The organism is Colwellia sp. Bg11-28, assembly GCF_002836245.1.
GTDB classification, from domain to species: domain Bacteria; phylum Pseudomonadota; class Gammaproteobacteria; order Enterobacterales; family Alteromonadaceae; genus Colwellia; species Colwellia psychrerythraea_A.
The window spans coordinates 280,071-297,657 of the sequence record NZ_PJBA01000001.1; the positions used below are offsets into that span (position 1 = coordinate 280,071).

General features: G+C 38.7%; 14 protein-coding genes. 7 read left to right on the forward strand and 7 right to left on the reverse strand.

Features of this window, described 5'->3' with window-relative positions; genetic code table 11:
* Positions 1–187 precede the first annotated feature (187 nt).
* The 4 genes from ccmB to ccmE are packed head-to-tail and all read left to right on the forward strand — an operon-like array spanning position 188 to position 2,416.
* Entirely contained in the window at positions 188–841 is a 654-nt protein-coding gene (gene ccmB / locus CXF79_RS01195) for a heme exporter protein CcmB (RefSeq protein WP_041737340.1), read from the forward strand.
* The gene (locus CXF79_RS01200) at positions 841–1,587 is read left to right on the forward strand and encodes a heme ABC transporter permease (RefSeq protein WP_101153586.1); all 747 of its coding nucleotides are present in this window, start codon (positions 841–843) and stop codon (positions 1,585–1,587) included. The genes ccmB and CXF79_RS01200 overlap by 1 nt, the downstream gene beginning before the upstream one ends.
* Before the next feature lie 59 nt (positions 1,588–1,646).
* Entirely contained in the window at positions 1,647–1,880 is a 234-nt protein-coding gene (ccmD, locus tag CXF79_RS01205) for a heme exporter protein CcmD (RefSeq protein ID WP_101153587.1), read from the forward strand.
* Positions 1,880–2,416: a cytochrome c maturation protein CcmE gene (gene ccmE / locus CXF79_RS01210; protein ID WP_101153588.1), complete on the forward strand. Its 537-nt coding sequence runs from the start codon at positions 1,880–1,882 to the stop codon at positions 2,414–2,416. Before ccmD ends, ccmE begins: the two co-directional genes overlap by 1 nt.
* Positions 2,417–2,517: 101 nt before the next feature.
* On the opposite strand, the gene CXF79_RS01215 is transcribed toward ccmE, so the two are convergent.
* The 5 genes from CXF79_RS01215 to CXF79_RS01235 all read right to left on the reverse strand — a co-directional run bounded on the left by CXF79_RS01215 (position 2,518) and on the right by CXF79_RS01235 (position 9,671).
* Complete coding sequence (locus CXF79_RS01215) at positions 2,518–2,736, reverse strand: TIGR02922 family protein (RefSeq protein ID WP_101153589.1); 219 nt, start codon at positions 2,734–2,736, stop codon at positions 2,518–2,520.
* A gap of 303 nt (positions 2,737–3,039) precedes the next feature.
* Positions 3,040–4,347 (reverse strand): N-acetylglucosamine MFS transporter NagP, encoded by a 1,308-nt coding sequence (gene nagP / locus CXF79_RS01220; RefSeq protein WP_442871888.1) that lies wholly within the window; start codon positions 4,345–4,347, stop codon positions 3,040–3,042.
* Between the two features lie 100 nt (positions 4,348–4,447).
* Complete coding sequence (nagA, locus tag CXF79_RS01225; RefSeq protein ID WP_101153590.1) at positions 4,448–5,578, reverse strand: N-acetylglucosamine-6-phosphate deacetylase; 1,131 nt, start codon at positions 5,576–5,578, stop codon at positions 4,448–4,450.
* A gap of 97 nt (positions 5,579–5,675) precedes the next feature.
* Positions 5,676–6,569 carry an N-acetylglucosamine kinase gene (nagK, locus tag CXF79_RS01230; protein ID WP_011041869.1) on the reverse strand — a complete coding sequence of 298 codons (894 nt, stop codon included), beginning with the start codon at positions 6,567–6,569 and terminating at the stop codon, positions 5,676–5,678.
* Positions 6,570–7,016: 447 nt separating this feature from the next.
* Positions 7,017–9,671: a family 20 glycosylhydrolase gene (locus CXF79_RS01235; RefSeq protein ID WP_232769042.1), complete on the reverse strand. Its 2,655-nt coding sequence runs from the start codon at positions 9,669–9,671 to the stop codon at positions 7,017–7,019.
* 179 nt (positions 9,672–9,850) lie between these two features.
* On the opposite strand from CXF79_RS01235, the gene CXF79_RS01240 reads away from it, so the two are divergent.
* From CXF79_RS01240 to CXF79_RS01250, 3 genes are all read left to right on the forward strand, one after another.
* Positions 9,851–10,567 carry a DUF6445 family protein gene (locus CXF79_RS01240; protein WP_101153591.1) on the forward strand — a complete coding sequence of 239 codons (717 nt, stop codon included), beginning with the start codon at positions 9,851–9,853 and terminating at the stop codon, positions 10,565–10,567.
* A gap of 105 nt (positions 10,568–10,672) precedes the next feature.
* Positions 10,673–11,380, forward strand: a complete 708-nt coding sequence (locus tag CXF79_RS01245) for a SapC family protein (protein ID WP_101153592.1) — start codon at positions 10,673–10,675, stop codon at positions 11,378–11,380.
* Positions 11,381–11,392: 12 nt separating this feature from the next.
* Positions 11,393–12,970 carry a tryptophan halogenase family protein gene (locus CXF79_RS01250; protein ID WP_101153593.1) on the forward strand — a complete coding sequence of 526 codons (1,578 nt, stop codon included), beginning with the start codon at positions 11,393–11,395 and terminating at the stop codon, positions 12,968–12,970.
* 96 nt (positions 12,971–13,066) lie between these two features.
* Here the strand turns inward: CXF79_RS01250 and CXF79_RS01255 are convergent, their stop codons facing one another.
* Entirely contained in the window at positions 13,067–14,596 is a 1,530-nt protein-coding gene (locus CXF79_RS01255) for a tryptophan halogenase family protein (protein WP_101153594.1), read from the reverse strand.
* A 120-nt stretch (positions 14,597–14,716) separates the two neighbouring features.
* The gene (locus CXF79_RS01260) at positions 14,717–17,344 is read right to left on the reverse strand and encodes a TonB-dependent receptor (protein WP_101153595.1); all 2,628 of its coding nucleotides are present in this window, start codon (positions 17,342–17,344) and stop codon (positions 14,717–14,719) included.
* Positions 17,345–17,587: the final 243 nt, after the last annotated feature.

Here is a 17,587-nt window from a genome sequence, read left to right on the forward strand (position 1 = left end):
TTAGAGCGTTTAGAGAAATAACCTAATGACCTTAAAAGCCCAGTCTAGTCAAAAGACTGAAAACTTAGTAGGCATTATCGATGAGACTCTCATAGATAATGCTTTGATAGAGAATACTGTGATAGTGAATACCGCTTTAGAAAGTAATGCGCAGTCATCACAACAGCTCTCTTATCGCCATGCCTTTATGTTGGTATTAAAACGTGATCTTACCATTGCGATGCGCCATAAAGATGACATCATTAATCCCTTACTATTTTTTGTTATTGTGGTCACGCTTTTCCCTTTAGGTATTGGTCCTGAAGCACAAACGTTAAGCCGTATTGCCCCAGGTATTATTTGGGTAGCAGCATTATTAGCGACCCTTTTATCATTAGACCGATTATTTAAATCGGATCACCTTGATGGTTCACTTGAACAAATGTTACTTAGCCCTCACCCGATATTTGTATTAGTGCTGGCTAAAATATTCGCTCATTGGCTTATTACTGGCTTACCACTTCTTTTAATAGCGCCACTGTTAGCTGTGCTCCTGCATTTAGATGAACACAGTTACACCGCATTATTACTTACCTTATTGCTAGGTACGCCTGTACTTAGTCTACTTGGTGCAGTGGGTGTTGCACTGACCGTAGGGATTAAAAAGGGTGGTGTATTGCTCAGCTTACTTGTTTTACCCCTTTACATTCCGGTATTAATTTTTGCTACCAGCGCGATAGATACTGCCGCGCTTGGCTTACCTTACAGCGGTCAACTTGCTATAATCGCCGCATTATTCTTTGGATCTTTAACGCTCGCCCCCTTTGCTGTTGGGGCCGCCCTAAAAGTGAGTACCAACTGATGTGGAAATGGTTACACCCTTATGCAAACCCAGAAGTGTCTTATCACTTTACTAATAAGTTATTACCTTGGCTAAGCGCCCTTGCGGCAATCTTTCTCGGTATTGGCTTAGTATGGGCATTATTGTTCGCCCCTGCTGATTATCAGCAAGGACATAGCTTTCGTATCTTCTACATTCATGTACCCGCAGCGTCATTATCTATGGGCATTTATTTTGCTATGGCCGTCGCCGCCTTTAGCAGCTTAGTATGGCAATTAAAACTTGCCGATGCATCTGCAGCCGCTATGGCTCCTGTTGGCGCAAGCTTCACTGCCATAGCACTAATTACTGGTGCTGCTTGGGGTAAACCAATGTGGGGTACTTGGTGGATTTGGGATGCCCGTTTAACATCAGAGCTCATTTTACTGTTTTTGTACTTAGGAGTAATTGCCTTACATAACGCATTTGAAGATAAAAACTTAGCCGGTAAAGCTGCTGGAATTTTAACCCTTGTTGGCGTGATAAATATCCCAATTATTAAATACTCAGTTGACTGGTGGAATACCCTGCATCAGGGGTCTACGGTAAGCAAATTAGGTAAGCCGTCAATGTCACTTGATATGTTATGGCCATTCATCTTTTGTTTTATCGGCTTTTCATTACTAGTCGGTGTGATCATTTGTCTACGTTTTCGTAATGAAATTCTAGCGCGCAATAGCATTCGTCCCTGGGTGCGTGAGTTAGTGGAAAACAACTCAAGTAATTAATGACAGAACAAACACTATAAATAATACACAAAATTAGCAAGGTAGTTGGAGAGCACTCAATGCAATTTAATAGTTTTAGCGATTTCATCAATATGGGCGGTTATGGCTTTTATGTCTGGCTTTCTTTTGGTGCTGCCGCTTTGATACTTACACTTTTATTGATCAGCTCTAAAGCGGATCATCAGAAAATCATCACACAAATAGCTAAGCGTAAGCAGCGAGAAGACAAACTTCGTCAAGCTAAAGCACTACGTAAGCAACAAAATAAAGAATTAAACGAGGTAACTGAATAATGAACCTACGCCGTAAAAAACGTCTTGCTATTGTTGGCTCTATCCTTATTGGTATAGGCGTCGTGTCCGGACTTGTTTTGTATGCCCTAAGTCAAAATATTGATTTATTTTTCACCCCATCAGAGATCACGCAAGGTAAAAAAGAAACCGGATTAAAACCGAGTCTTGGCCAACGTATTCGTATCGGTGGTTTAGTGGTGCCGGGCTCAGTAAAGCGCGATCCTGAGAATCTTAAAGTATCATTTAGACTTAGTGATATGGCCATGCCTATCGTTTTCAAAGATAGCGACCCTATGGTTACTGTGTATTACGAAGGAATATTGCCTGATTTATTTCGCGAAGGCCAAGGCATTGTAGCCAATGGTACATTGACCGAGCACCCACCAACGGGCTTAAGTATTGAAGCCAGTGAAGTACTTGCTAAGCATGATGAAAATTATATGCCAGCAGAATTAGCTGAGGCTGCAGGTCAAAAGCATGACAAAGCAACTTACAGTGACAAACAATTAGAAAGTAAAAAAACTAACAGTTATTAATCTATCATTTGACACAAAAAAGGTGACATTATGTCACCTTTTTTATTTATACAGAGTCCGTTTAATAAAACCTGTGTATTAATACTGTGTAAGTTCAGTATTTACTGATGCCAGTACTCATTAACCAGCTTATCACCAACACTATTGATGACATCTATATCACCTTCACAGACAGCTACTATGGTTTTTCCTCGTTTAAATTCCTGAGGTATGATCATATCGCCATAGGCGTTTATATTAAAACTTTGCGTTTTTCGATACAGTGCTAATTCATTATCACAACAATAGATAACCGTAACTTTCCTTTTAGCTTCACACATAATAAAATCCTTTTTAATGTATTACTCCTCTCTGCTTAAGTTGATAATCACTTTCATTGCCGATACTACAAAAGTGGTCAGACCTTAATCAGTGAGATCATACTAATATGGTTAAACCAGTAGGTCAATACTGGGTCAACTAGAACACCATGTTTTAAACATTAACCCTCTATATATTCCTACTTCCCTTACCAACACTTAACTCATTGAATTTTAGATACAAAAAAACCTCAACACCGTTTATATAGAATAAAAATGTATTGAGGTTTTCTTAGCAGCGTTTAAATCGAAGTTTAAATCACTTTATTTCCAAGACTTCATCTTACAGCCTTTAATTGCGTAAAATAAAATAAATAAATAACAAGGTAGCATAACAATATAACCACCTTGAAGGTCTACTGCTTTTCCACTGGTGCCACTTACTAAACTCCAGAATAATGGACCAAAGGCGCCACCAGAAATCCCCATGACTAACAGCGCAGAGCCAACACTGGTTAGTTTACCCATACCAGAAAGGGCTAATGGGAAAACTGCTGGCCAAACAATAGCGTTAGCAAGCCCTAAGAAAGCAATTAATATCAAGGTATCAGGTAACTGAGCACCACCAAGAATAAACGACAGCGAGTCAGCTATCGCAAAAGAGTTATTATCGCCAAAGATGACACCAAAAGTCAGTGCCAAACCTAAAACAGCAGAGACCATCAAGGCTTTTTGTTGTGAAATAAAACGCGGGATAAGTACGATACCTAGAATATAACCTAGTACCATACAACCCATAGTATAGGAGGTCATAACACTGTAATTTTCAACGCCTAGCGCAAGGGCGAATGCGCCAATGGTATCCCCGGCAATAACTTCTACGGCAACATATAAAAATAATGCCACAACACCTAGTGCTAAGTTAGGGTGAGAAAGCGCTTCTTTTAAGTGACCTTTATTTTCACCCTCTTCTTCTTCACTTGCTAGCTCAGGTAAAGGAGACTTTTTCACTGCAAAGCCTAAAATACCAATAAATAAAGCCATACCTAAATAAGGTAAAATTAATTTATCAGCCATTGCATCAATTTGAACCTGACTTAACTCTGTACCAACAGTATCGCTAAAGCCACTTAAGATTAATGCGGTAAAAACGATGGGTGCAACGACACCAGCGCCTTTATTTAAGATACCCATAATTGAGATTCGTGCTGCCGCCGATTCTTCAGGGCCAATACGCACTACGTATGGATTAACAGCGGTTTGTAGTAACGTTTGTCCTGTTCCCATAACCAACTGGGCTAATAGAAATAATGGAAAAATTTGTGTTTTAGCTGCAGGAATAAAAAGTAAACCAGCAATCATCATGGTCCCCATACCTAATGCCATACCATTTTTATAACCTACTTTACGAATAATGGCCGCAGAAGGTAAGGCAGTAAAGGTAACCGCAATATAAAAAGAAAATAATATTAGCGATGCTTGAAATGGTGTTAATTGTAGTATTTGTTGCAAGTAAGGCATTAAGGAGCCGTTTAACCAGGTAGCAAAACCTAGGATAAAAAATAGCCCGGCAACGATAACCATCGGTACAGCATTACTTTGCTTTTTCTCTTCTGTTAAAGACATTTCCATAACTTCCTCGTTAACTTGCATTATAATTATTATTTAAATTGGTTTAGTAGTCGCTAGTTTTGATGGTCTAGTTTTAATCGAAATAATTGCGGCTAGTAAACTAAACTTTTGCACCTGCAATCCAGGTTTCTTGTACAGACAAATCATCATTCAATACCACCATATCAGCTTGTTTTCCTGGTATGAGTTCACCACGCATAACCGTTTGGTTTTGATATAAATATTGTGCTGGGTACAAACTGGCCATCCGAATTGCTTCGCCTAACTCAATGCCCAACTTGTGATGCGTATTTTTCACGGCTCTGGCCATATCTAAAGAAGAGCCAGCGAGTTCACCTGTAGTTGAAGTCAGCTTGCCGTTATCGACATACACAGTACGATCGTATAAAGCGAATTGGGTTTGATCTGTGCCTACGGGCGGCATTGCATCCGTTACTAAGAATATTTTACCTTGAGGTTTAGCTTGAATTGCTAATCTACAACTGGCGTAATCCACATGGAAACCATCAACAATTAAACCGCAGCTAGTATGGTTATTTAAAAGCGCCGCACCAACAACACCAGGCTCGCGGCCTTGTAATGGTGACATAGCATTAAATAAATGAGTAAAACCACTTGCCCCAGCATCAATAGCCTGTTGAGTCGTTTTAAAATCAGCATTAGTGTGACCTAAGCAAACTTTAATTCCTAACTCAACCATTCGGGTTACGTCTTCAGCACTCACGGTTTCAGGTGCAACCGTTACCATAATTTGGCCAATGTCTTGGCGAGAGAGAACTTGCCATTCATCATCAGAAATCGGTCGAATATAATCAGCACAATGAGTGCCTTTTTTTTCAATAGATAAGTGCGGTCCCTCAAAATGGATGCCAAGGATACCGGGAACACCTTCTGATATTGCTTGAGCAATGGCCTTTGCAGCTTGCTGCATTACTTCAATTTTATCGGTAATTAAGGTCGGCATCATCGCTGTGGTACCAAACCTAGCATGAGCAGTCATGATTGTTTTTAAGTTATCAACTGACGGTGAATCATTGAATAATGCACCGCCACCACCGTTAACTTGCAAGTCGATATAACCTGGAACAACTAAACCTGTAACACTAACATCAATATTAGTAATATCTTGGTCAATAGCAGTAATTTTACCATCGACTATGGTCAATACTTGATCATCGAGAAAAGCTTGCCCATCAAAGAATCGTTGAGCATGAAAGCGTTTTTGTGTCATGAGTTGTCCTAAATTATCAAGTTCAATGGCTAGCGATATTATACCAATCTGACTACTTTATTAATCCATTTGTATAATACAATCATTACTCAGATTGCTATTTAGCCTGTTGCTGCCTAGCGAAAAATACAGAGCCCACTTCAGGTGCATTTAAAGGCACTTCTAACATACTTTTAATTTCATCTGCTAACCAAAATTTCAACCTTGGTGTTAGACCACCAAGCATAGAGATACGTGGTGGATTTTTTACCGCTAAAGTGCGGGCAATATTATTAATATACTCAGCGCCTTCAGTAACAATAGCTAGAGCAACATTATCGCCAGCTTCTGCCGCATCAAACACTAAATTCGCTTGCTGTGCATAGAATGTTGCTTTTTGACTGGCAACCGCTTCTACCAGATCGGTATCGTCTTTACAGTTAAGTTTCTGCAACAATACCTTTGACATCGACGTAGGCTGAACTAAACCATCAAGAGATAATAAAACCTGCTTAACGCCTTGCAGGCCAAACCAAGCACCACTACCTTTATCACCGTGAGGAAATCCATGAGCGCCAACAATCGTATGCTGTTCATCAACGCAAGAAAAACCACATGAACCAGTACCACTAATAATAACTGCGCCATCTTTGCCATCATGTGCAGCTAGACAAGCAATTAATAAATCAGTGGCTAAATGCATTTGTTTAAAGGGATGCTGCCAAGAAGCCATTTTATTAAACAACGCCGGAATATTAACGCCCGCTAGTCCCACACCAGCTACTAGTTCATTTAGTTCGATATTTACTAGACCAGCATCTTCTAATGCTAACTTTGCCGACTCAGTAATTGAGTTAGTCGCTTGTTCAAAACCATGTAACGGATTGCCTGGACCTGAAATGCCTGTACCAAGTATTTCATTATCTTCATTCATGATAATGGCTTTGCACTTACTACCACCACCATCAATACCTAAAAATAATTTATTGCTTTTGTTACTACTTGTCAGCATACCGGCCCCATATTAACTGCTCGAACTATTCGTTTTTTTCATCTTAGCTAGAAATGACAGCGTTGTCATTTGTTTTTTTAAATAAAGTTACAACTTTTTTAAAAAATGTTACCTAATGTAAATTAACTAACTGATAAAAATCGATATATCTGTTATACCAATCGGACTAGTTTATTGCTCACTTAGCGAGAATTAAAAGGCTTAGAGGCAAGGCATTGATTGAAGAGAATAGTTATTCTATTGTCAAAATCAATAACGCCGCTTGTAAGCCTTTACCTTTTATTAGGTACTCGCCCTTCGGGAGCTCATTAGCAAACTGATAACATCACAAAATGAATAAAATATAGACTACTATGTTTAACTCATTTTGCTTGTTTTAAGCTCGCTAACGCAACTCTAAGCTGACCAATAAATTAATCCGTTTGGTATTAGTTAATTTTTATCCTTTTACTTTATTTTCGTAATACGGCTTGTTCTTAAGCCATTAGTACTTCGACTCCTAAGACTTACTTCACCTGAAACAGCAGTAGAATTTTGATAAGTAAGCCAGTTTCCACCATTCACTCGATATTCTATGGCAAGACCTGGAAAAGCAATATTGGCGTGTAACTTACCCGCTTGGATAATCGCACCTACGGTAGGTAAACGGTAATCAATTTGTGCTAACTCAAGTTTAGTAAACTCCTTTTGTCCTAAAGTATTTGCAAATAACGCCCATTGGCTATCACGCATGGCTTTTGACTTGTCGGAGAAGCTATTACTCTGTTGAGAATATTTTGCACCTTGGTAATTATAAGGTACAGCCCAATCAGCAAGATGCCATGCACGTTCTGCAAGAGCTAATAAACGTGGAAAAACTTTATGTTCAACCATATCATCAGTACGAACATTTTCACTCCATAACTGTCCCTGAATACCTAGAAATTTTTTCCCCGGTGCTAGGGCTGCTTTTGTATCATCGGCAACATAGGCGTTATCTTCTCTGTCTAACCAAAATTCAGCATGAACGGGTAAATTATCAGGCATAAATTGAAAGACTTTTTCTGTATTAGTATGACGTGATGCCCAGTAATAACCGTGTTCTTTTGGATCTGCTTCATGTGGAAAATCGAAATATAAAACATCTGGGCTAGAAATAACGACTTGCCAATCTCTGTTTGCCAATCGGTGAACCTTTTCGTGGCCTCCCCAAGCTAGCGTATCCCAAGCATTGGCTTGAACTATAGCGGGCATATTATCTACACGAGTGTGCTCCATACCATCGCTCCAACCCGCAGTTTCAATATCCAGATCAGATAATATTCCGGCCACACGTTCAATGAAATAAGCGCCAAGCTCAGCCATTTCTGTAACACCCTGATCATTATTAGCGACAAACGCTTTACAAGCTGGTGATTCTAACCAAGCACCCGCTGTTTCATCTGCGCCTATATGATAGCGAGTTAGTGGTTGGCCAGCATCGGCATGGATTTTCTTCACCTGAGTCATCACTTCAATAACAAAGTCATAAGAAGACTCTAAGCAGGCATTAATTGTGTTATCACTATAAAATTGTACTGAGGAATACTGAGTGTTATCTTCAAAATCTTCGAGTAAGAACTGTTTAGCTTTTGCTTCATCTTCTAAGGCCATGAATTTTTTGTAACGGGCCGTCATCGCTTTAATCGAGGCACGAGAGTGACCTGGCATATCAAGCGATGGGAGCACTTGAATATGACGTGCAGTGGCCGCTTGTAAAATTTCATGATAGTCACTTACGCTGTAATAGCCGCTTACTGATGAGTTTTCATCAACACCTGCGCCTAACTGCGAGATCAAACAGTTTTCTTCTGCCACATCAAAACAACGTTTTGCGCCAATGTTAGTTAATTCAGGCAAGCTTGGGATCTCCAAGCGCCAACCTTCATCATCACCAAGGTGCAAATGTAGTTTGTTTAATTTGTAAGCCGCCATTTGGTCAAGTAGTTTTAGAATAAACTCTTTAGAATGAAAATTTCTAGCAACATCAACTAACATGCCACGAAAGGTAAAGTGTGGTTCATCATCAACCACTATAATAGGTAGACGCGATTCACCAACCGTCACTAAGCTTGCTAGTGATTGCAAGCCATTGAAGACACCATTACCATCGACACCCACTATGGTAATTTCTTTCTCAGTTACCGTTAAACTATAACTGCCAATAACTTTATCGTTATTACTCACAATACTTAAATGCAGTGGCAAACCGACAGAGTTCTGTTTAACACCCAAGGTGTCTAAACGCGATATCGCTGCATCCACATCATGGTGTTTTACATTGCCAAGAGAGATTGCAATGCCTTTACTTATATCTGCAAAGCCATCATTGGCATCGAGAGTGACTGATTTAGGTGTTGGAATAATTGCTTGAATAACTGCTAACTTATCTTCTACCAGTACAGAATTACGTTGATAAAGTTTTTCACTAGTTAACCATTGAGTCTTATCTGAGGCTGTGCGCTTAAATTGCGTTTTTTCATCCGTAAAAGGTTCAACATAGGGTAATATTTCTAGTCCCGTATCTTTATCAATATAGGGTACTGTACTTTCAATAACACGAGCATCTAAACCAGGTGCACTGACAATATAGTTAGGTAAAGCGTCAGTCTCACTCAGTGACCAAAACATAGCACGAAACGTTATTTTTTTAGTTTCTGCTGCAGAAAATCCAGAAAATTTGTCCTGTAAAGCAATAACATGTAAGTCACCGTTTAGGTGTTTTACGGTGAAATCTTCACTTTCAAAAGACTGGATAGGTGAGATTTGGCTAAAATGAATAGTCCAATCTTTAGCTGCAATTGCTTTCTTCGCAGTAAAACTTAACTCCACTTCAAAGCATGCACCATCAGCAATTTTACTGTCACATTTATCCGTAGGAATATTGGTAACCACTCGATAATTAACCTCTAAATTCTGGGCTATGTTATCTATATCACTCTGGGTAACGGAGTAAATTGCCTGTAGGTTGATTTTCTCCCCCGTATCAACTGCTGGCTCAGGATATTTTTCACAACCGAGTAAAGATAAACTAGCGGCAATTGTAAACGCCCACTTTATTTTATTCATCTTGCTAATTTGCATAGTAAAGGACCTTTTACAGTTTCAAATGATAAAACTGTGTTGCTTTAGATGTTATTGATGGCATAACTATCCATAATTTTGACAGCGCTGTCAAATCTAAGTATATTGATTTTTTGAACTGTCGATTTATTCAACATAAATTGATATTACTAGTATTACTTTCATCAACAATGAGTAACATGAAAAACATAAAAGTAAATCCTGACTATACCCTGCAAAAAGTTTCAATTCCGGGGACTTCTTTACAGGTGTTGGTCATAGATGAATTTCTATTTAATACAGACGTTGTTACTCATTTTGCTCATAACATTGCTTATTTTAACCCAATGTTTGCTGATAACACGTTATTTCCTGGTATGCGGGATAAAATGCCAATGCCTTATACCCGATTATTAAAGCGTTTTTTTGAAACGTTTATTTTGCCAGAAACTAGGCCAGAGTCATGCTATCAATCAAATTTTCATAGTAGTTTATTATCGTTAGTGACTTGCGAGCCATCACTACTCAAGGTGAGCCAAAAAATGCCACACGTCGACTCTTGCAATAACGGAGATTATGCTTTTGTTCATTACTTATCTTCACAAGAGCTTGGCGGAACTAGCTTTTATTGTTACAAACCGAGAAACTTAATTGAGTTTAATCATGAACACAAACAGGTATTACCTGAAATGATTACTGAAGTTACAAACAATCCTAAAGATCATTGTAGTTATATTACGGGTAGCACAAGTATTTTTGAACAAATACTCACTATTGAAGCAAAGTTCAACCGCTTAGTGATTTACCCTGCAAACGTTCTACATAGCGCAAATTTAACTTCACCAAGCAGTTATTGTGGTGACAAAAATCAAGGCCGTTTATCTATTTCGTCATTTGCTAGTATCACTAACACGTAAAGATTCATCTAACGGTTAATATTTTCTATTATATTCACCAAAGAACATTGATAAAGTTAACCTTATAAATAATTGAATAAAGACAACACTGGAGTATACCTTTTCATGATCCCTTTAAATAATAAGCAACATGCAAACCTAAAAGTACAAAAATCTAATGACGTTTCTCGTTTTAAAGATCAAAATGTAATCCCTGTGACGGTTCAAGACTTCATCCCTTTATCAACTGAGTTTCCTATTGTCTTTGTTAAAAATGCAGAAACAGGGCAATTTATCAGTGTCGCGTTAATGGGGCTTCGCGCAGGTGTTAACCTTTATTGCCAAGAAACTAAGTGGTCTTGTCCAGTGGCACCAAACAGTTTTAATAATGCTCCCTTTTCGTTAGTCAAAAGCAGTACAGATAGCGATGAAATTATCGTTTGCATAGATGAAGAAAGTCAATTTATTAGTACTGATAACGGCGAAGCACTGTTCGATGAGCAGGGTCAACAGACTGAATTTTTAAAACAAAAGTCACAAGCACTATTAAAGGTTGCTGAAAGTACAGAGCAAACCCAAGACATCGTCAACCTTTTTGCCCAGAAAAAGTTACTCATATCAAAACAATTGAATGTTAAATTAGAAAACGAGCAAGAACCATTCCTACTAAGCGGTATCTATCTCATTGATGAAAAAGCATTAAATTCATTATCTGCTAAAGAATTTGAAGAACTTCGTACTAAAGGTTTATTGCCATTAATATACGCACACTTAGCCTCATTACACCAAATTACTCGCTTGACGATCAAACAGAACGAATTCGAAGCAAAATAGAGAGATCGTAAAATGTCAGTAATTAGCTCACAACCTAAAAAAGTAATAATACTTGGTGGCGGTAGCGCTGGGTGGATGGCTGCGAGCCTTATTCATAAAGCTTGGGCTAAGAAGGGGACTGAGATATTACTGATAGAGTCAGATGTTATAAGTAAAATAGGCGTTGGAGAAGGTTCAACACCTTCGTTACGTCTATTTTTCAAACATTTAGGTATAAGTGAGCAAGAGTGGATGCCTGAATGCAATGCTACCTATAAATGCGGCATTAGTTTTCCTGGCTGGACGAGTATTGATAACCCAGCTTATGCCGACTACCCAGCTTATATACACCCATTTTATTCCCAAGCTGATTGGAAAACAGGCAATGCCTTTATGCACAACGCTCGTTTAAGGCGCGAAGGAATAGATGTGCCAGCTCATCCTGATGATTACTGGCTTCAATCTTATTTAGCAAAAAATTTCAAAGCGCCAATAGCTTTCCAGCAATTAAGAGATGAAATGGATTATGGTTACCATTTTGATTCTGCTTTGGTTGGCAACTTTTTAAAAAAGCGCCTGCTAAGTATGGGCTTAAGTCACTTAATTGATACTGTTGATGATGTTAACTTAAGTGACAGCGGTCAAATATCTAGTATCATAACTAAGGATAATGGTGCACACAGCGCTGATTTGTTTATTGACTGCACTGGCTTTGCGGCACGACTTATAGGGCAAGCGCTTAAAGTTGACTTTATAGACTACAGTGACTGTTTATTTAATGATAGAGCCGTTGCCATACAAACACCTATAGATTGTTCAAAAGACATTCCATCGAATACAACCTCAACCGCTCTCTCCTCTGGTTGGGCTTGGCAGATCCCCCTTAGCAACCGCTATGGTAATGGTTATGTTTACTCCTCTAAATACATTACTGATGACGAAGCAGAAAAAGAGCTTAGAGAGCATATTGGTCCAAGCTCTAAAGATCAGGATGCTAGAGTAATAAAAATGCGTTTGGGTCGCGTAAGTCAACATTGGCATAAAAATGTACTTGCTGTAGGTCTATCACAAGGCTTTATAGAGCCATTAGAGGCAACCGCATTAATGTTAATTCAGCACACTGTTGAGTCTTTCATTAGTAGCTACGAAGATATGCAGGGAGCTAAACGAGAAGTTATAGCGCAGCAAGGTATTTTTAATAATCAGTTAAATGAAGTATTTGAAAGTATAAAAGACTATATTGTTGCTCACTATCGCCTAAACTCACGCACTGATAGCCAATACTGGTGTGACAATAGAGAGAATAAGAATAATTCGGCACGCTTAACAGCACTACTTTCTGCTTGGCATACACCAGGGGAGGATTTCGAAGCAGAATTGCATCGACATAATGCAGAGTTAACTTACTTCGCACCTAGTTGGTATTGTTTGTTTGCTGGTAAGGGTCACTTTCCAACCTCATTAAATAAGCCCAGTTCAAATACAAAAGTAGCCCCTGTAGCTGAAATCATCAAATATTGTCATCAGGTAAGTCAGCAGTTTTATAACCATAATGAGCAACTTGCAAAAGTGTACGATGAACGATGGCATAAACTAGAAGCACACCGCTAATATTGCCACGTTATTAAAGTCACATCGTGGCAACACACCCATTATTTAGCTATATAATTTTACTTTTATTGGTATCCACTTCCCTACTACCAGCGACTAAATGTTCTGTAGGCCATACTGCTTAATTTTATTAATTAACACTCTATGATTAGGTAGTTGAAGGCTAAGTTGAGCAGCTATGACTTTTATACCTTCAGCCTTCGCTTTTGCCTTATCATGATAATGGCTCGATAAAGGTGGCAACTTAGTTTGATAGCACATTCCGTACAGTAGGTATAAGTAGTTATCATAATCAAATATTTCAAACTTACTAAAAAAGTCTTCTTTTTGTGGATTGAACTGCTGCCATAACTGTAGACGCTTTCTAAGCATAGGTGGAATAGTTTCTTCTTTCTTATTATCTAGCCAAAATTTCGAGTCTGTACGATCTGAAATGCAGTAATGTAATTTTATAAAATCAACCACTCTATCCCACGCATAGCCCATCACATGATTAAAACGCTGCTCTAACATAATCATTTGCTCGTCTGATTCAGGGAAACGATCGGCTAAAAAGCTTGCGGCAAAATCAGTCAACAAAATTGAGGTTGCTTCTAGCGGCTCTAAGAACCCTTGAGCTAGGCCTAGTGATACACAGTTTTTATGCCAGAACTTTTCTCTGTGTCCAACTTTCATTGGTAGCTTGCGATAAGTAAGCTCTGATGGGTTGCCTTTTAAATAGTGATCCAACTTAGTTTTAGCTTCATCATCAGACATGTGATTATTAGAATATACAAAACCGACACCTCGACGATTAGTCAACGCTATATCCCAAATCCAGCCAGCTTGATGTGCTGTGGCAACAGTATAAGGCGGTATTTCATCTTCTTCTTTCGTTGGTACTTGTACCACTAACGCAGAATTGACCAGTAGCTCTTTAGACTTTTCGATAAAAGGGACATTAAGTGCTTTGCCTAAAAGTAATGACTCAAAACCAGTACAATCAAGGTAAAAGTCGTATTCAAGCTTACCAAGCTCTTTAGTTATCAATGCCGCTATTGCGCCATCATTATTTAGTTCAACATCAACGACATTCGCTTTTAAGTGTTCAACAGCAAACTTATCTACCGCATTTTTGCACAATAAATTAGCAAATTTCGCCGCATTCAAATGATAAGCATAGCCAAGCGTACCTTCATACTCTGGTGTCGTGATCGATTTTGGCGCTTTATTATATTCACACGCACTATGCTGAGGGGAAAGCATATCGGCATACTGGATACCTTGCCCATGCTTGAGCCAATAAGGGGTTAAATCCTCAGAAAATTTATCAGGTGCATCAAATAGGTGGTGAAAAAAGTTATCGCTACCATGCTTTTGCTTATCCATCCAATTAACAAACTTTATCGATTGTTTGAAGGTTACATCGCATTCCCTAATAAATTGCGTTTCAGAAATACCAAAACTTGATAAGGTTTGTCTGATTTTTGGTACTGTGCCTTCGCCAACACCAATGGGTGGAATGTCAGGGGATTCAATTAAAGTAACTGTTATCTCAGCATTGTCTTTAAATTTTTTGCCTAAGTGATTAGCAGCTAACCAGCCAGCCGTACCTCCACCAACAACAACAATTTTTTTCATAGACATAATTCCTAATAATTAAACACTTTAAGCTAATTTTCATTCTACTAACAATACAGCAAGTGACTTATAAAAAAACCCAGCATGAGCTGGGTTTTTATAATTATACAGTTGGTTAACTATCGCTTAGAAACGAACAGCTACACCCACTTTGTAACGAGCTTCGCCTTCGAAGCTCCATGCTGGATAGCCATGCTTAAGTTCAGGCTTAACTTCTGCATTAGCTCCTGCGACGCCAATTTGAACACTATCTTCTTCAAGAATGTTTGCTGCTTCAAATGTAACATCTAAGTAATCTGTCGCAGACCAAGTAGAGCTAAAATCTAGTGTGCCGTATGATTGATGTTCGCGTTGACCATAAAAACCAGATTCACGAATCATGTACTCTGAACGCCAGTTATAAGCTAAACGTGCCGAGAAATCGTCATTCTCGTAGTAACCTACTGTGTTAACAGTATGCTTAGATGAGTCAGAGAATACACCCTTTCCATCTGGGTAGTTACTTCCTGGTGCGCTAGCGTCAGCGTAAGTGTAGTTTACTGAATAACCTAAACCATTATCAAATGCGTCTTGAAGTTGTAGTTCAACACCTTTTATGATTCCGCCAGTTGCATTTTCTTTGTCTATAACAGTCCAACAATCGTATACACCTACACCACAAGCACTTCCACCAGCAGCAATTAAGTCGTTATCTTCGATACCAACTTGTTGGTTAAGCTTTTGAGTAGTTGTTACGAAAGTGTTTACTTCTTTTAGGAAGTAAGTAGCGCTGAACATACCATCGTCACTGAAGTACCATTCTGCACCTAAGTCAGACTGAAAAGCTTTAAATGCTTTTAATGATACGTTACCACGTTGGATACGTTCGTTGCCGGCAGTACCATCATTTAAACCAGGAGTACCAGAACTAGCGAACATATCTGTGTAGTTAGGACGAGACATAACTTGTGCTGCTGACATACGTAAAATAACATCTTCAGCTAAATCGAATGCAATGTTAACACTAGGTAATACTTCACTATAATCAAATTCATCAGTTGATAACGTATCTGCATATGTACCTGTTACATCTAATGCATAGTAATCAGAAGATGCATCAGTAGTTACGTAACGAAAGCCAAAATTACCACGAAAACCTTCACCATCAAAATCAGCCATTGCATAAATAGCTAAATTTTCTTCATCAACAGTACCATAGCCTGATAAGTCTTCATTCGATACGTTATTTGCTTTAACTGTAGCATGAGCATCAGCAAGCATCGCGTCTAAGTTAGGATTTGGTAATGTAAATCCTGCACCTGAAGACATAGTACCAGAGTAAAATGCCGAAGCATTTTGTGCTATACCGTTTGCTGTAGCTAAAGCGAATGTTTGCTGTTGAACAGAATGATCTGCGTAACGGAAACCAGTTTTAATTGAGCTAATTGCGCCAAGTTCTACTGGTACTTCAACATCAATGTTTACATATGTTTCTTCATCTGAGTTAGGTTGCTTTTTAAGCGCCCAACCAGCTGAAGATAAGTCGGCGTTAAAATCTTCAGCACCAAATGATTTGTTTGCAATATCTATAGCAATAACATCACCAGTTGCATCATAAGTACCGGCAAAATCAGCTGGAGTACCAATAAAGAAACCATAGTTAGATGTAAGGTCTGTACCACCTTCAGATTTAGTGTTACCTACACGCCCTGAAAGAGTAAAGTTATCTGCTTCATATTGCCAATCAAAGTCAACTGTGTCAGATTTCATACCTGTTTCACGAGCCCAAGTCTGTGCCCAACCTGGGTTAGCGCCAGTGCCTGTACGACGATAGAATGTACAAGTACCGCTAGCATTCTGTTGCTCACAAGCTGCATCTTTGTCATCTGGGAACATAGTAAATAAAGAAGTGTTTGCATTGTTAGCTTCAACTTCTAAGCTCGTTACTGTTAAACCGAATTCTAATTCGTCAGTAGGAGCATATTGTACTGCAAGATTAAGTGAAGTACGGTTACGCTCTTGTTGGAAAGTTGAAGGAACAATATCACCCCAACCAACTAAAGACTCGATACCGTTACGTTGATATTCTTTCTCTGATACTGAGGCAGCAACTAAGATACCGAAGTTTTCATTTTCATTTTTCCAGCTATATAACGCAGAAACTTCTGGGTCAACTTCTTCTGAAACTGTACCGTAATCGCCTTTTACACTTGCGAATAATGTATTGGCCTCAAGATCGAATGGCTTACGAGTTTTTACAATTACTGTACCACCCACACCACCTTCTACGATATCTGCTTGTGAAGATTTGTAAACTTCAATGCCGCCAACTAATTCTGAAGGTAACATTGAGTAGTTAAAGCTACGGTCAATATCTTGTTGATCATACCAACCAGTTGAAGCAACTGAATGGCCATTTAATAAAGTACGTGTTAATTGTGCAGACGCACCACGGATTGATACTTGAGAACCTTGTCCAAATTGACGGTTAACTGCAACACCAGGGATACGTGCTAATGATTCACCAACATCACCGTCAGGGAACTTACCAATATCTTCTGAAGATACCGCATCCATTACTGCGTTTGAAAACCGCTTAGCATTTAAAGATGCTTTTAATGAGCCACGAATACCCGTTACTTGAATTACTTCAACTTCGTCTTTGTTTATTTCAGAAGCGGCTTCTTCGGCTGCCATAGCTTGTGATGTTACACCAGCTAGGATCATTGCTATTGAGCTCGCTAACACGCCTTTTTTAAATGTTTTAGTTGACATCGACTTTCCCTTACACACGTTTTGTTTTTAGAATGTTTTTATATTTACTTATAATAATTAATTCAGTTTTACGACAGCGCTGTCAATATTTAATGACAACGCTGTCATAAGACGTAATAAACCATACCGTTTATTTTTACGTTTGACCAGAATAAATTAACTAAAAACTGTATAACAGTTACATAAAATAACAAAGGCCATGAATATAAAGGATTTTTTTATTTGTTATTTTTGTCATTAAAT

Excerpts from the sequence above, each read along its gene's own strand:
- nagP (WP_442871888.1), bottom strand. The coding sequence starts at position 4,347 with ATGGAAATGTCTTTAACAGAAGAGAAAAAGCAAAGTAATGCTGTACCG.
- nagA (WP_101153590.1), bottom strand. The coding sequence starts at position 5,578 with ATGACACAAAAACGCTTTCATGCTCAACGATTCTTTGATGGGCAAGCT.
- CXF79_RS01235 (WP_232769042.1), bottom strand. The coding sequence starts at position 9,671 with ATGCAAATTAGCAAGATGAATAAAATAAAGTGGGCGTTTACAATTGCC.
- CXF79_RS01245 (WP_101153592.1), top strand. The coding sequence starts at position 10,673 with ATGATCCCTTTAAATAATAAGCAACATGCAAACCTAAAAGTACAAAAA.
- CXF79_RS01255 (WP_101153594.1), bottom strand. The coding sequence starts at position 14,596 with ATGTCTATGAAAAAAATTGTTGTTGTTGGTGGAGGTACGGCTGGCTGG.
- CXF79_RS01260 (WP_101153595.1), bottom strand. The coding sequence starts at position 17,344 with ATGTCAACTAAAACATTTAAAAAAGGCGTGTTAGCGAGCTCAATAGCA.
- CXF79_RS01240 (WP_101153591.1), top strand. The coding sequence starts at position 9,851 with ATGAAAAACATAAAAGTAAATCCTGACTATACCCTGCAAAAAGTTTCA.
- CXF79_RS01250 (WP_101153593.1), top strand. The coding sequence starts at position 11,393 with ATGTCAGTAATTAGCTCACAACCTAAAAAAGTAATAATACTTGGTGGC.
- CXF79_RS01215 (WP_101153589.1), bottom strand. The coding sequence starts at position 2,736 with ATGTGTGAAGCTAAAAGGAAAGTTACGGTTATCTATTGTTGTGATAAT.
- ccmD (WP_101153587.1), top strand. The coding sequence starts at position 1,647 with ATGCAATTTAATAGTTTTAGCGATTTCATCAATATGGGCGGTTATGGC.
- nagK (WP_011041869.1), bottom strand. The coding sequence starts at position 6,569 with ATGCTGACAAGTAGTAACAAAAGCAATAAATTATTTTTAGGTATTGAT.
- ccmB (WP_041737340.1), top strand. The coding sequence starts at position 188 with ATGTTGGTATTAAAACGTGATCTTACCATTGCGATGCGCCATAAAGAT.
- CXF79_RS01200 (WP_101153586.1), top strand. The coding sequence starts at position 841 with ATGTGGAAATGGTTACACCCTTATGCAAACCCAGAAGTGTCTTATCAC.
- ccmE (WP_101153588.1), top strand. The coding sequence starts at position 1,880 with ATGAACCTACGCCGTAAAAAACGTCTTGCTATTGTTGGCTCTATCCTT.